Origin of the sequence: Pseudomonas sp. MWU16-30322, assembly GCF_020515535.1 — a bacterium.
Lineage (GTDB): Bacteria > Pseudomonadota > Gammaproteobacteria > Pseudomonadales > Pseudomonadaceae > Aquipseudomonas > Aquipseudomonas fluorescens_H.
Genome location: NZ_JAIWYL010000004.1, coordinates 293,377 through 307,070, shown reverse-complemented (window position 1 = coordinate 307,070; position 13,694 = coordinate 293,377). Strand labels below are relative to the sequence as shown.

Annotated in this window: 11 protein-coding genes and 1 pseudogene; 5 read left to right on the top strand and 7 right to left on the bottom strand. The window is 60.9% G+C overall.

Annotated features, from left to right (window positions below; genetic code table 11):
• Positions 1-116: 116 nt before the first annotated feature.
• Positions 117-245, bottom strand: a pseudogene (locus LCH64_RS09990) (NUDIX hydrolase); the annotation flags it as partial.
• Positions 246-627: 382 nt separating this feature from the next.
• Between LCH64_RS09990 and LCH64_RS09985 the strand changes: the two are divergent.
• Positions 628-1,059, top strand: coding sequence for a nuclear transport factor 2 family protein (locus LCH64_RS09985; protein WP_103484849.1), 432 nt, complete (start codon positions 628-630; stop codon positions 1,057-1,059).
• An 82-nt stretch (positions 1,060-1,141) separates the two neighbouring features.
• Here the strand turns inward: LCH64_RS09985 and mqo are convergent, their stop codons facing one another.
• Positions 1,142-2,788: a malate dehydrogenase (quinone) gene (gene mqo / locus LCH64_RS09980; protein ID WP_226500125.1), complete on the bottom strand. Its 1,647-nt coding sequence runs from the start codon at positions 2,786-2,788 to the stop codon at positions 1,142-1,144.
• Between the two features lie 562 nt (positions 2,789-3,350).
• On the opposite strand from mqo, the gene LCH64_RS09975 reads away from it, so the two are divergent.
• Both LCH64_RS09975 and LCH64_RS09970 read left to right on the top strand, forming a co-directional pair.
• Complete coding sequence (locus LCH64_RS09975; RefSeq protein WP_003226153.1) at positions 3,351-3,665, top strand: DUF2388 domain-containing protein; 315 nt, start codon at positions 3,351-3,353, stop codon at positions 3,663-3,665.
• Between the two features lie 80 nt (positions 3,666-3,745).
• Complete coding sequence (locus LCH64_RS09970; RefSeq protein WP_103520397.1) at positions 3,746-4,147, top strand: hypothetical protein; 402 nt, start codon at positions 3,746-3,748, stop codon at positions 4,145-4,147.
• Here LCH64_RS09970 and ligD read toward each other — a convergent pair whose 3' ends face one another.
• The 4 genes from ligD to LCH64_RS09950 all read right to left on the bottom strand — a co-directional run bounded on the left by ligD (position 4,148) and on the right by LCH64_RS09950 (position 10,060).
• Complete coding sequence (gene ligD, locus LCH64_RS09965; protein WP_226500124.1) at positions 4,148-6,766, bottom strand: DNA ligase D; 2,619 nt, start codon at positions 6,764-6,766, stop codon at positions 4,148-4,150.
• 17 nt (positions 6,767-6,783) lie between these two features.
• Entirely contained in the window at positions 6,784-7,737 is a 954-nt protein-coding gene (locus LCH64_RS09960; protein ID WP_226500123.1) for a class I SAM-dependent methyltransferase, read from the bottom strand.
• 10 nt (positions 7,738-7,747) lie between these two features.
• Positions 7,748-9,127, bottom strand: a complete 1,380-nt coding sequence (locus LCH64_RS09955; protein ID WP_226500122.1) for an iron-containing redox enzyme family protein — start codon at positions 9,125-9,127, stop codon at positions 7,748-7,750.
• Between the two features lie 165 nt (positions 9,128-9,292).
• Positions 9,293-10,060 carry a tellurite resistance TerB family protein gene (locus LCH64_RS09950; RefSeq protein ID WP_226500121.1) on the bottom strand — a complete coding sequence of 256 codons (768 nt, stop codon included), beginning with the start codon at positions 10,058-10,060 and terminating at the stop codon, positions 9,293-9,295.
• A 259-nt stretch (positions 10,061-10,319) separates the two neighbouring features.
• On the opposite strand from LCH64_RS09950, the gene pcsA reads away from it, so the two are divergent.
• Positions 10,320-11,042 carry a phosphatidylcholine synthase gene (gene pcsA / locus LCH64_RS09945; protein ID WP_003226166.1) on the top strand — a complete coding sequence of 241 codons (723 nt, stop codon included), beginning with the start codon at positions 10,320-10,322 and terminating at the stop codon, positions 11,040-11,042.
• A 133-nt stretch (positions 11,043-11,175) separates the two neighbouring features.
• On the opposite strand, the gene LCH64_RS09940 is transcribed toward pcsA, so the two are convergent.
• Positions 11,176-11,988 carry a class I SAM-dependent methyltransferase gene (locus LCH64_RS09940; protein WP_201137221.1) on the bottom strand — a complete coding sequence of 271 codons (813 nt, stop codon included), beginning with the start codon at positions 11,986-11,988 and terminating at the stop codon, positions 11,176-11,178.
• A 555-nt stretch (positions 11,989-12,543) separates the two neighbouring features.
• Here LCH64_RS09940 and LCH64_RS09935 point away from each other — a divergent pair.
• The gene (locus tag LCH64_RS09935) at positions 12,544-13,590 is read left to right on the top strand and encodes a class I SAM-dependent methyltransferase (RefSeq protein WP_226500120.1); all 1,047 of its coding nucleotides are present in this window, start codon (positions 12,544-12,546) and stop codon (positions 13,588-13,590) included.
• Positions 13,591-13,694 lie beyond the last annotated feature (104 nt).

The window sequence follows — 13,694 nt, the reverse complement described above, 5'->3', positions numbered from 1 at the left end:
CGCGAGCAAGCCCGCTCCCACATTTTGTCCGGTTAACGCTGAGCCACTGTGGGAGCGGGCTTGCTCGCGAAGAGGCCAGCAGAGACGACATCGATTATTTGGGACGGCGCACTCAATGCACTGGTATCGCCGAATTCGATACCACCGCCAACAGGCCGAAAACAGATTGGCTGGCTGACCGGGTCACGAAATTGGTTAACCAGAATTTTGCCGTTATGGTGAAAAACACAGATTGCGCGCTGCACATCTGTGGACGTCTATTGCAACAGGCCACCTCAGACCGGAGAAATCGTCGCAAGCATTCCGATCAGAATGGTCAACGTCAGAAACCCACCCAGGAAAATCGCCATCTTGTTCATGCTGCTCTCCTCAATACTGAGCTGGCGGTGCACCGGGCGCTTCGGGATGAAGGACTGCCGCGAGTGACCGAACTGCCGGGCTATTCTGAGCGCCTGACTGAACCGGTTACAGAGGCAGATCCAACAGAAAAATGCGGATCAGATACCCATCTGATCCGGTCCGGCCATGGTCTGGTATTCAGATCGACGCACAACGGTCCGTGATCCGCCGCTTTGAACTAGAGTGAGTGCCGTCGCGCGAGAACAACAACAATCCCAGGAGTGGTCAATGTCCGAACTGAACCTGCACCCCAACGCCGCTGAATCCCTGAAGCACTGGCACGAGATGATCCGCACCGGCAACCTCAAGGCCTTGCCCGAACTGCTCGATGCCAATGCCGTGTTCCGTTCGCCCATGGCCCACTCGCCCTACCCCGGCGCGCCAGTGGTGACGATGATCCTCAACACCGTGTTCAACGTCTTTGAAGATTTCAAATACCACCGCGAACTGGCGACTGCCGATGGTTTGAATGTGGTTTTGGAGTTCAGCGCCAAAGTGGGGGCGAAAGAGCTGAAGGGCATCGACATGATTCGCTTTGATGAGAGCGGGAAGATTGTCGAGTTCGAGGTGATGGTGCGGCCGTTGAGCGGGTTGCAGGCGCTGGGGGAAGAAATGGGGCGGCGGCTTGGCGCCTATCTGGCAAAAGCGAAACCTGTGTAGGAGCTGCCGCAGGAGGTTTGTGGCATAAAAAAGCCCACTGACCGTTAACGGTTCAGTGGGCTTTTGCGTATCTGGCGTCTAGTTACAGAGCCATGTCACGTGCAGCATTTTCCTTCGGCGCCGCAGCTTTTTCAGCGGCAGGTGCAACTGGAGCAGCAGCCTGACCAATCACCGGAGGGGTTGGCAGTTCGAGGATTTTGGCGGTGTACGCCCACTCTTGTGCCACTTTGGCCGGATCGCTGTTCAGCTGGGTGCCGTAGCTTGGCACGATCTGGTGCAGCTTCGCTTGCCACTCAGGGGTGGCGACTTTGTCTTTGAAGACTTTCTGCAGCACGCTCAGCATGATCGGTGCAGCGGTCGACGCGCCTGGCGATGCGCCCAGCAGGCCGGCGATGGAGCCGTCTTGTGCAGCAACGATTTCGGTGCCCAGTTTCAGCACGCCGCCAGCGGCTTCATCACGCTTGATGATTTGCACGCGTTGGCCGGCCTGCCACAGGCGCCAGTCTTCGGCTTTGGCGTTCGGGAAGTATTCCTTCAGCGCGTTCATGCGGTCTTCATCCGACAGCATCAGTTGACCGGCCAGGTACTCGACCAGCGGGTATTCCTTGATGCCGACCTTGGTCATAGGCCAGATGTTGTGGGTGGTGGTGCTGGTCAGCAGGTCCAGGTACGAGCCTTCTTTGAGGAACTTGGTGCTGAAGGTCGCGAATGGGCCAAACAGGATGACGCGCTTGCCGTCCAAAACACGGGTGTCCAGGTGCGGAACCGACATCGGCGGTGCGCCAACCGAAGCTTTACCGTAGGCCTTGGCCAGGTGCTGCTCGGCGATGGCCGGGTTATCGGTCACCAGGAACGAGCCGCCGACCGGGAAGCCAGCGTATTCCTTGGCTTCAGGAATGCCCGACTTCTGCAGCAGATGCAGAGCGCCGCCACCGGCGCCGATGAACACGAACTTGGCGTCGGTTTCGGTCTTGGTGCCGTCTTTCAGGTTTTTGTAGCTGACGCGCCAGGTGCCGTCGGCGTTCTTGGTGATGTCTTCGACTTCACTCGACAGCTTCAGATCGAAGTTAGGCTTGGTCTGCAGGTAACCGGCGAACTGGCGGGTGATTTCGCCGAAGTTCATGTCGGTACCCAGCGGGCTCCAGGTGGCCGCGATTTTCTGGTTCGGGTCACGCCCTTCCATCATCAGCGGGACCCACTTCTTGATCACAGCCGGGTCTTCGGAGTACTGCATGCCGGCGAACAGCGGGCTCGCTTGCAGGGCTTCGTAGCGCTTTTTCAGGAACTTGATGTTGTCATCGCCCCACACGAAGCTCATGTGCGGAGTGGTGTTGATGAACGAGCGAGGGTTCTTCAGAACGCCTTGCTGAACCTGCCAGGCCCAGAACTGACGGGACACCTGGAACGCTTCGTTGATCTCGACGGCTTTCGGGATCGTCACGTTGCCTTTGTCGTCTTCCGGGGTGTAGTTCAGCTCAGCCAGGGCGGAGTGACCGGTACCGGCGTTGTTCCAGCCGTTGGAGCTTTCCAGGGCGACGCCATCCAGGCGCTCGACCATTTCCATCGACCAGCTTGGCTCCAGCTCATTGATCCACACACCCAGGGTGGTGCTCATGATGCCGCCGCCGATCAGCAGTACATCTACTTTCTTCGCTTCTGCAGCATTGGCGGAAGACATCCCCATCGCCAAAGCCAGCCCCAGCAAGGCCGTGTTCACTTTCTTAAACATCTGTTGCACCTATGATAAAACGCCTTCCGCCCGCCGCTGTTGTACGTGTGGGAGCCTTTTTCGCGACACTCAGGCCAGGGTCGCGAGCACCTTCACACTGCAATTTTGACGGGTGGGCACACAAGGCCGACGGACTGCATCGACCTCAGTTAATGTCCCTTCTGAACTGACTTCTTATCATTATTGGCTTCAGCTACTTGAGCGACAGGGATTCCGTCAGCCCGCCCCAAGGGCAGGCAGACTGAATTAGGTCAAACCAAGTTGGCGCGAAGAATATCACGTCAGGGCAAACCCGCGCGTCTGTTCCCGACTTGAGAGTCTTTTTCCGCTCTGGGCTTTATCGGCCGGCCTGGGCGGAACATGACCCTGCGGCCGCTCTGGCTGAAGTCTTTCAGCGATTCGCGCAGGGCTGGCAGGCAAATCGGGTCTACAGTTAATAGCAGGTGCCCTGCTCACCAGGCGCTCACTGAGTCCTGTGCTTCGATGGAACTCCCTCCTTTCGCACACCTCTCACGCTATGTAGTACTTCCCTTTTGCTTCGCGCTTGTGGAGGAATACCGTCATGCGCAAGTTATTGCTCGTTTCGTCGTTAATCTTATGCCTGCCATTCGGCTCGGCCATGGCCCGTGTGGATGCCAAGGACGTCGCCACCTCGGCCGGGGTATCCGCTTCGCTTTATTCAACCTTCAAGGACCACAAGATGGTCATCCCCGCCCGTGACGACCTGACGGCATTTGTCGCCAGCGACGGTGCGATCCGAGGGGTCTATCTGGAGTCTGTATTGCAACAGGTGCGGCAGGACAATCCCGGCATCAACGCCAGTGATGAAGAACTGGCCAACGCGATACTGGCGCATTACGAAGGCCTGAATCAGTAACAGCCCCGTACAGTACCGCCGATGGATGGGAACTGAGCGACCATGGGCAAACTGGCCGAACGGCCTCTATGATGGAGGCCATGACGACTCCTTTGCCCATTCGCTCGCCTTGCCCACCCGGCGCCTGCATTTGCGGGCGCGATCCGTTGCTGGAAACGCCCGGCGCGGATGTGCGCATCTTGCTGCTGACCCGGCAGGAAGAAAAGCGCCTGCTCGAACGTCTGGAAAACCTGCAGAGTCTGGCCGATCTCGAACGCCTGCAGCGCAAGATGTTCGAGCAGTTGGGCATTCGCGTGGACGTCGCACCGGGCTTCAATGAGGTGCGCACCATGCGCGGCATTGCAATCGTCATCGACGAACTGCCCGGCCTGTGCCGCAAAACCCGGCAAGCAATCCCGGCGGCGATCCGCCGAGGTCTGGAAAATCGACCGGAAATTGCTTTCGAGCTACTCAACGCTCATGACTTGCTGCGCGACGCCTGATTACTTTTTCAGGCCCAGCCGTTTGCGCATGTCTGCGGTGATGCTCTGGCGGGTTTTCTTCAGGTCTGCCCACGGCTCGTCACCGACCTCCGCCAGGCGCTGGTGGACGTTGCTCACGTTCCACTGATCGGCCCCCTTCAGCTCGGCCACCTCTTCGCGATAAATCGGCACCGATACCGGCAAGCCTTCACGGGTGCGCGCGGCGTAAGCGCAGATCGTCGTCGCGCCAAGACCGTTACGCAGATAGTCGATGAAGATCCGTCCAACCCGATTCTTCGGCCCCGAAACCGCAGAAAACCGTTCCGGCAACAGCTTGGCCATATGGCTGACGATCGCGTGGCTGAAATCCTTGACCTCATCCCAGCCAAGTTTGCGCGTCAACGGCACCACCAAGTGGATGCCCTTGCCGCCGCTGGTCTTGAGGAACGCCTTGAGTCCCAGTTCATCGAGTACGGTCAGGGTCAGTGCCGTGGCTTCCACCATGCTTTTCCATGGCAATGCCGGGTCGGGGTCGAGATCGAGGACAAACCGGTCAGGCTTGTCCAGATCGACCGTGGTGGCGTTCCAGGTGTGCAACTCGACCGTGCTCATCTGCACCGCGCCGATCAACGCTTCGGCGTTGTTGATCAGCATCACCGGCTGACCAGTGACGTCCTTGTCCAGCGTGGTGATGCCGGGAATCGCCAGATGCTCGGCGTTTTTCTGGAAGAACAGCTCGCCGGCGATGCCGTCCGGCGCCCGTACCAGCGCAACCGGGCGATCCTTGAGCTGCGGCAGAATCCACTCGGCGACGCTGGCGTAATACTCGGCCAGTTGCATCTTGGTGGTGCCGCTGACCGCATCGATCACCCGATCCGGGTGAGTGATACGCACCTTGCCGCTGGCCAGCCCCAGCTGTGACGGCGCCGGTTCGGCTTTCTTTGACTCAGCCGCTTTATTTGATTCGGCAGCTTTCTTCGACGCGGCCGCTTTTTTCGCAGGGGTGGCTTTCGCTGAAGTTTTCACGGGTTTCGCTCGCTCCTCGGTAATCGCCTTGGCCGGTTTGTCATTGCGCAGACCATGGAACACGGCGTGGCGTACCGAGCCGTCCTTGGTCATTTCAGCGAACGCCACTTCTGCCAACAGATTCGGTTTGAGCCAATGCACGCCTTTGGCTTCGAAGCCGCTCGGCGGATTGACCACCGCCGCCTTCTTCACCTGCAACGGCTTGAGCTGGGCGAGGATGCTTTTCAGTGTGGTTTCGTTGAACCCGGTGCCGACCTTGCCGGCATAGCGCAACTCGCCGCTGTCGCGATCATGCAGGCCCAGCAGCAACGCGCCGAACGCACTGCGCGAGCCTTTCGGATCGGTATAGCCGACGACCACGAATTCCTGCCGATGCTTGCACTTGAGCTTGATCCAGTCGCTACTGCGCCGCGACACGTAAGGCGAGCCGAGGCGTTTGCCGATCAACCCTTCCATCTGCATCTGGCAGGCGCTGTTGAGCAGTGCATCCGCCGTTTCGTCGAAGGCTTCGGAGAAGCGCAGCAACGGCTGCTCATGCCCACCGAGCACCGTGGACAACGCCGCGCGGCGCTCCTCGACCGGCACTTCGCGCAGGTCGACACCGTTGAGGTACGGCATGTCGAACAGGTAGTACATGATGCTGGCGCTGCGCCCGGCTTCGAAGGCGTTTTGCAGCGCCTGAAAGTCCGGTACACCGCGCTCGTTGGTGACCACCACTTCGCCGTCCAGCCACGCCGATTCAAGGCCCAGCTCAGCGAGGGCTTGCGCCTGTTGCGGCAGTTTGTGCGTCCAGTCGTGACCGTTGCGGGTGAAGAGTTGTACCTGATCGTGATCGATGCGCGCCATGATCCGATAGCCATCGAACTTGATCTCGTAGCTCCACTGCCCTTCGGGTGCGCTGTCGACCAGGGTCGCCAGTTCCGGCTTGAGTTGCGCCGGCAGTTTGGCCTTGCGTGCTCCGGTGAGTGTTCCGGACGCCGCTTTGCGAGGTTTGGCCGCAGACTTTTTCACAGGTTTGGCTTGCTCGGCGGCGAGCCTCGGTTTGCTGATCAGGGTGCGTTCGCTGAGCACGCTGTCCGGCTCTGCGCTCAGCACGTCGTAGTCGTCTTGTGGGCGGGCGGCGCTGTCCTGATGTTTGATCAGAAACCAGTTTTCCTTCTTGCCCGGCATGTGCGTGCGCACCAGATTCCAGATGCCGGAGAGCTTTTCGCCTTGCAGCTCGAACTTGAGTTTGCCTTTGGCGTAAGCCTTGGCCGGATCCTCCAGCGGAATCCACACGCCGCGATCCCAGACGATCACATCGCCCGCGCCATAATGGCCTTCGGGAATGCTGCCCTCGAACGTGGCGTAATCCAGCGGATGGTCTTCGACGTGCACCGCCAGGCGCTTGACCTTTGGATCGAGCGACGGCCCCTTCGGCACCGCCCAGCTCTTCAGCGTGCCATCGAGCTCCAGGCGGAAGTCGTAATGCAGGTGCGAAGCGTCGTGCTTCTGAATGCAGAACTGCAGCGCATGGTCACTGGCCTTGCTGCGGCCACGGCGTTTGACGGCGGCGGGCTCAGACGTCGCCGAAAAATCGCGCATGCGGTTGTAGTCGTCGAGGTTCCTGGTCATGGCGCACCTGCCTTGTGTCAGCCAATGCGGGTCACGGTCAGCGCGACCACGGCGATCCGGTCCACTCGCTGGTAACCGGGGCTCAACAACTCTTCACCGAACACGTCCGGGTCCAGTTCGCGATAGGTCCAGGCGAATCGCGTCGAATCCAGACGCGGCACCACGGTGTCGAAAAACGGATCGCGGCCATCGACCATCGCCACGCCGGTGTACAGCAGCAACGAACCACCGGGGGCCAGCCGATTGAGCGCCTGCTCGACGATACGCAGCGACAATCCGGCGCCGAGCGAGCCACCGCCATGCCGATAGGCACGCCCGGCCGGATCGGCCATGTACGGCGGGTTGGCGACAATCAGGTCGAAGCTGCCTTCGGTGCCCTGCAACACATCGCTGGCCTGCACCTCGACATTGGCGACCTCGGCCAGTGCCGCGTTGATCGCGGTCAGGCGCAGCGCGGCGGGGTTGATGTCCACCGCCAGCACTTGCGCTTCACGCCGGGCGCGGGCGATCAGAATCGCCCCGACACCGGCACCGCAGCCGATGTCCACGGCACGCTGGATCGGCGCAAAGCTCTGCTGCAGATGCGCGTGAATCAATTGCGCAAAACGGTAGGTGTCGGGGCCGAAAAACACCGAGTCGGCGGCGTCGGTGGGAAAGCCCGAATGCACGAACAGCAAGTCATCCAGACTCGACCAGCGCACCCGGCTCTTCAAGCGGCCGTCGTAGACGTCAATCACTTGCGCATCCTGCAATTGCCGTTGTTCGTCGGCAGACAACAGCCCCGGCTCGAACGGGCGCGACCAGCCGAAGACGTCGCGCAGGGTGTCGGCGACCTGCCCTTCGTCACGCTGGTTGACGCGCTGATGAGTCAAGGGCGTCGGCGTGACGAAACGGTAGCCGTCAGCCTGCAAGCGCCGGCCGAGTTGCAGCAGTGTCAGGTCGTTGGCGGACAGTTGTTCTTCCTGATTCATGGAGATTTCCTTAGCGCAGACTGGATTTGAGTTCGATGAAGCGACGTGTCGCCAGCAGACCCGCCGGGTGCGCGTGCCGGGCCGGTGACAACCATGGGATCAGCGTCGCCATTTGCGCGTGTCCGTCCTGACCTTGCAGCGCGGCCGTCAGGCGCTGCACATCGGGATCGTGCTCGGGCACGGCGGCGTCCGGGGTGGCGACCTGACGAGTGCGTCTTGGCGCCTGGGCTTTCTCGGACGGCGTCCAGTCGCCGGCAATCCAGTCGTGCAGCAGCTGCTTTTCATAAGGGCTGAACACGCCGAACATCGCCGCACCGTCACCATCGATCAACTGCCAGAAACGGCTGGCCTGCGGATCTTGATTGCGTTTGATCCAGCCTTTGTCCTGCATCGCCTGCAGGAAACCCGGTAGTTGCTCGGGGGTGGCCAGCCACTGATTGACAGTTTTGCCTTCAAAGCGGCAGTAGTCGGAATGCATGTGCTGACCGAACGGACGCTTGCGTTCGAGCATCGCCAGCACTTCCTGCTCCAGGTCAAAACCCTCGATGATCGCGCGACTGCCCAGCCCCAGGTCGTTGAGTCGATAGCCCAGCGACACCCGGCGCAGGAATTCGCCGCGATCAGCCTCCAGCGGCAGCAGATCGAGCACCGACTGCACGGCTTTTTGCGCATGACCGGTGCTGGCGTTGTCGATGGTCACATGCAGGGTGAAGTAGTACGGATCGATGCCCAGCTCGCTGAGTTCATAGGCGCTGATCAACAAGTGCAGCGGCAGTTGTTCGTAGCCGAGGTTGTAGCCGATCACCTCGGGCAGAAAGCTTTCGCCACAGGCACCGAGTGCCAGTTGCAGCGCGCCTTGCAGGTAGCGTTCGTCGTCGATGGCGCTGGCGTCCTGCAAGCCGTGCTCAGCGAGCAGTTTGCGATAGATCACCACATGGTTTTGCGCAGGATTGCCGTCGCCGAGTTCTTCCAGATAGGTACACAACAACCCGTCGAAACGCGGGTCGCGCCATTGCGGCAACAAACCATACAACCACGCACCATCCACCAGTTTGGTCGGCGCCACGGCTTGCAGAAAATACAGCGCATGGGACTTGTTGCTGAAGAACTGGCGCGGCCCACCGGCCTTGCGTTGTTGCAGGTAGTCGGCGTATTGCCGGGCAACGTCGGTGCAATGTCCGGCGACCCAGTCCTGCCAGGCAGACGGATCCTGCGGTAGCGCTTCGGGTAACAGCGCGGCACGTTGCAACTGCTCGGCGAGAAAATCCTGCGCAAGATTTCCAGGCTGATCCTCGAGCAGCAGTGCCTCATAAATACGCCGCAATTCACCGTTGGCAGTGATGGGCTGGTGCTGCGCACTCGGCGCATGCAGAGGGGTCAGGGCAGTCATGTCAGTGTTCTCGCTCGGTTGGCCGGTCAGGGCGTTGTTTCACGCCTCTACAGCAGCAGAGCAACCGCTACGGAGAAAAATTCAATCAACATGAAAATCGCCCTGACGGACGGAGCATCGCGGCCCCGGCACGGGCTGCCCGAGACCGCGATTTTTGACGGTATTTCAGACCTGACCTTTGGCCTGAGCCTCCAGATGCACCTGCAATTGCGGATCGATCTGCAGCGCCGCAGCCAGTTCATCCAGGTAGTTGCGTTCGGCGTCTTGCTGATCGTCCACCAGGATCACGCTGACCAGGTACATTTCGGCGGCCGTCGCCGGGTCGCCGTTGGCGGCCCCAGCTACTTCGTTCGCATCCAGCGGTTTGGCAACTTCAGCGTTAAACCATTGCTGCAATTCTGGATCGTCGGTGTGTTTGCCAATCTCTTCATCGATCATTTGCCGTTCCCGGTCATCGATCTCACCGTCAGCCTTGGCTGCCGCGATCAGCGCCCGCAGTACAGCATGCCCGTGTTCCTCGACTTCGGGCCCAGCCAGCAGATTTGCGGTTGGCGGAATCTGCTGTGGCGCCGCCGACGCCTGGCTGCGTTGCCAGGCCTGATACGCCTGGAACGCCATCATCCCCAGCGAGGCCAGTGCCGCATAATTGGTGCCGCCGGAACGACTTTGTGTACCGCCGCCACCGAGTGCCCCGCCCAACGCGCCGCCCAATCCACCGCCGCCACCGCCGCCAAGCAAACCCCCCAGCAATCCACCCAAACCGCCCAGCCCACCGGACTGCGCGCCACTGGCGCCTGTACTCGCGCCGCCGCCCAACAGGCCACCGAGCAAGCCGCCCAGTCCGCCCAGACCTGCGCCGGCCGAGGCGCCACTTGGTTGTCCCGCCGAGGCCTGGCCTCGCAGCAGTTGTTCGAGCAAATCGCTGGTGTTCATGATCTCGTCCTCAGGCATTGGCAATAACTGCGTCAGGCAACGATAGACCGCCGACGCCGGCGCGCCAGCACCGTTTGGCTGACACCGGCTGCCGTCGGCGGATTTCGCCGAGGTATTTTTTGTGCGGCCAGCTAAGATTCAAAGGTGATGAACCTTATCCCGGCCTGACCGGTCGATAGCTGCAACCCGACCCGGTTTGCCGGCGCCCTTTGCCAAAGGGTGATAACCGGCTTGCTTCATTTATCTGGAGAACGCCCCCGTGATATCGACCGTACACATCGCCAGGCTCAAAGCATGGGGCGCCCATGGTTTTACCGCGACCGGCGTGGTCACTGCATTTCTGGCGACCCTCGCCCTGCTGGAGAACCAGCCGACCCATTGCCTGATGTGGCTCGGCGTGGCATTGATCGTCGACGGCCTCGACGGGGCGCTCGCACGCAAGGTCAACGTGCAATCGGTGCTGCCGAGTTTCGACGGTTCGATCCTCGATCTCGTCATCGACTACCTGACCTACGTGTTCATCCCGGCGCTGTTTATCTACCGCTACATTCCCCTGCCCGACTACACCCTGCTGCTGAGCGTGTCGCTGATTCTGGTGTCGTCGCTGTTCTGTTTCTGCAACGTCAACATGAAGAGCAAGGACAACTATTTCGTCGGCTTCCCCGCCGCGTGGAACGTGGTTGCCCTGTGCCTTTACATCATCAATCCGGGGCCGTGGATCACCTTTTTGACCATCATCGGTCTGGCGCTGTTGACCGTCACCCGCATGAAATTCCTCCACCCGTTCCGCGTGCGCCGGTTCATGCCGATCAACATCGCGGTCACGGCGATCTGGCTGCTGTGCAGCCTGTCGCTGGTGCTCAATCACCCGGTGATCAATCCGCTGGTGATGGGTTTGTGGCTGCTGGCGTCGGCGTACTTCCTGGGGATCTGCATCTGGCGTACGGCGCTGGAGTGGGTGGATGGGGCGCATTTGAAATAGCGCCATACCTGTCAAACACCATTCCCCTGTAGGAGTGAGCCTGCTCGCGATGGCGGTGTGTCAGTCGGATATTTTTCTACTGACATACCGCCATCGCGAGCAGGCTCACTCCTACAAAGGTTTCATTGATCTTTCAGCGCTTGGTGATGACCACCTCAAGGTACTCGCTCGGCACCACCAGCGATCGCTCTCCCACCCGGTTCGAGCGGTTGAGCAGGTCCGCCAGATCACTCTCCAGCGCCTGCCCGCTTTCCGGCGGCAGTGCCGCAAAGGCCTTGTGCACCGGCCCGTACCAGTGGCGGAAAATGTCGATGAAATGCGCCGCCGAGCGATAGCGGAAGTTGAACGTGCGCCGCGTGACCTGCAGCAGGAACTGGCGCTCATCGAAGTGGCTGTGCAACCACGCTTCGGTGCCCCAGTTCGACGGCGGCTGGGCCACGGCGGGCGGCGGCACGTGGCGGCCGAGGACTTTGAACATCTGGCCGACGAAGCCCTCCGGCGTCCAATTCGCCAGGCCGATCCGCCCGCCCCGTCGGCAGACCCGCGCCAATTCCGCAGCCGCGGTGGCCTGATCCGGGGCGAACATCACGCCGAACGTCGAGAGCACCGCGTCGTAACTCTCGTCGGCGAACGGCAATGCTTCGGCATCGGCGACCTGAAAAATCACATCAAGATGCTCGGCCCGCGCCCGATCCTGTCCACGCTCCAGCAGCGCCGCGACATAATCGGTCGAGGTCACCTGACAACCGCGTCGCGCCGCCGCCAGAGTCGCATTGCCATTGCCGGCGGCGACATCCAGCACCTCCTCATCGCAGCGCAAGTCGCAGGCCTCGGCGAGGTTTTCGCCGACGATCTGCAAGGTGGTGCCGATCACCGCATAATCGCCGCTGGCCCAGGCGACTTTCTGGCGCTCTTTCAGGCCCGTCAGATCAATGGGGGTACTCATCAATCGTGCTCCGCTGCAGGTTGGGGGGACTGGCCCACTCACCCCACTATCGCGCCGAGGGTCAGCGGCGTCCCAGTCAATCGTCCGAAGAGCCGCTAAAACAGTGGCCGGGCCGATGAGTGGCGGGATTTTGTAAAGCCCTCGAAACACTGGCGGGATTGCCACGACCGTGCTGGAGCGCTTTCAGGCCTGGGACAACGATCAATGGCTGATGGTGCGCGACCTGTGAACGGGCGGCGACTGGAGCTAAACGGCGAATGGAGCATCACAAATCCCCTGTGGGAGCGGGCTTGCTCGCGAAAGCGGTGTGTCAGCTAGCCGATTAGTTGACTGATACAACGCCTTCGCGAGCAAGCCCGCTCCCACAGAGGGATTGTGTGAGCCACAAACGCTGCATCTTGCTCCAGCCCGGCTAGACTGATTCATTACCCGGTCGAGGGGGAATGCAGGACGGAGTCAGCTGTGCCCTGCCCACTTCTGTGACCACTGCCCTGCGGCCCATGCCTCGACATCGTTTTGCCACCGGACGGTGATCCTGTATCAGGAGCACTCGTGATGGACGAATCAAGGCTCAATGCATTCATGGGCAAACTGGTCAACGACATGGGCGGCGCCGCAATGCTGGCGAACGTGATCGTTGGCGAAGAACTCGGGCTGTACCGGGCAATGGCCGACAGTCAGCCGATTACCCCGCAAGCCCTCGCCGAAAAAACCACCTGCAACCCGCGCCTGGTGCGCGAATGGCTCAGCGCCCACGCCGCGTCCGGCTATATGGAACACCACGATGGCCAGTTCCGTCTGCCGGAAGAGCAGGCGCTGGCCCTGGCTGTCGAAGACTCGCCGGTGTATGTCGCCGGCGGACTCGGTGTGGTGGCGTCGTTCTTCCACGACAAGGACAAACTGGTCAAAGCCATGCGCGGCAACGGCGCCCTGCCCTGGGGCGATCATCACCCCTGTATGTTCAGCGGCACCGAACGCTTCTTTCGCCCCGGCTACAAAGGTCACTTGATCGCGGAATGGCTGCCGGCGCTGGAGGGCGTGATCGCCAAACTTGAAGACGGCGCCAAAGTCGCCGACATCGGCTGCGGCCACGGCGCCTCGACGGTGATCATGGCGCAGGCGTTTCCCAACTCGCAATTCGTCGGTTTCGACTATCACGCGCCGTCGATCACCGTCGCCACCCAGCGCGCCGAAGAAGGTGGCGTCAGCAGCCGGGCGAAATTCCTCCAGAGCACTGCCAAAAGTTACCCCGGCAGCGACTACGACCTGATCTGCTACTTCGACTGCCTGCACGACATGGGCGACCCGGTCGGCGCTGCGCGGCATGCGTTTAAATCGTTGAAGGATGACGGCACGGTGCTGCTGGTCGAGCCGTTTGCCAACGATGCGCTGGACGACAACATCAACCCGGTTGGGCGACTGTTTTACGCGGCCTCGACCTTTATCTGCACGCCGAATTCGCTGTCGCAGGAAGTCGGCCTGGGGCTGGGTGCGCAGGCCGGTGAAATGCGTTTGCGCAAGGTGTTTGCCGAGGCCGGGTTCAAGCATTTCCGCCGCGCGACGCAGACGCCGTTCAATCTGATTCTGGAAGCGCGCAAATGAGCACTGACCGGGCCTGAATCTGTGGCGAGGGTGCGTGCTCTCGCCACGGTGTCAGTACTTCCGGCGCAAGCCATTCTGGCTAAAAACGAATAAGAATAGCGCTC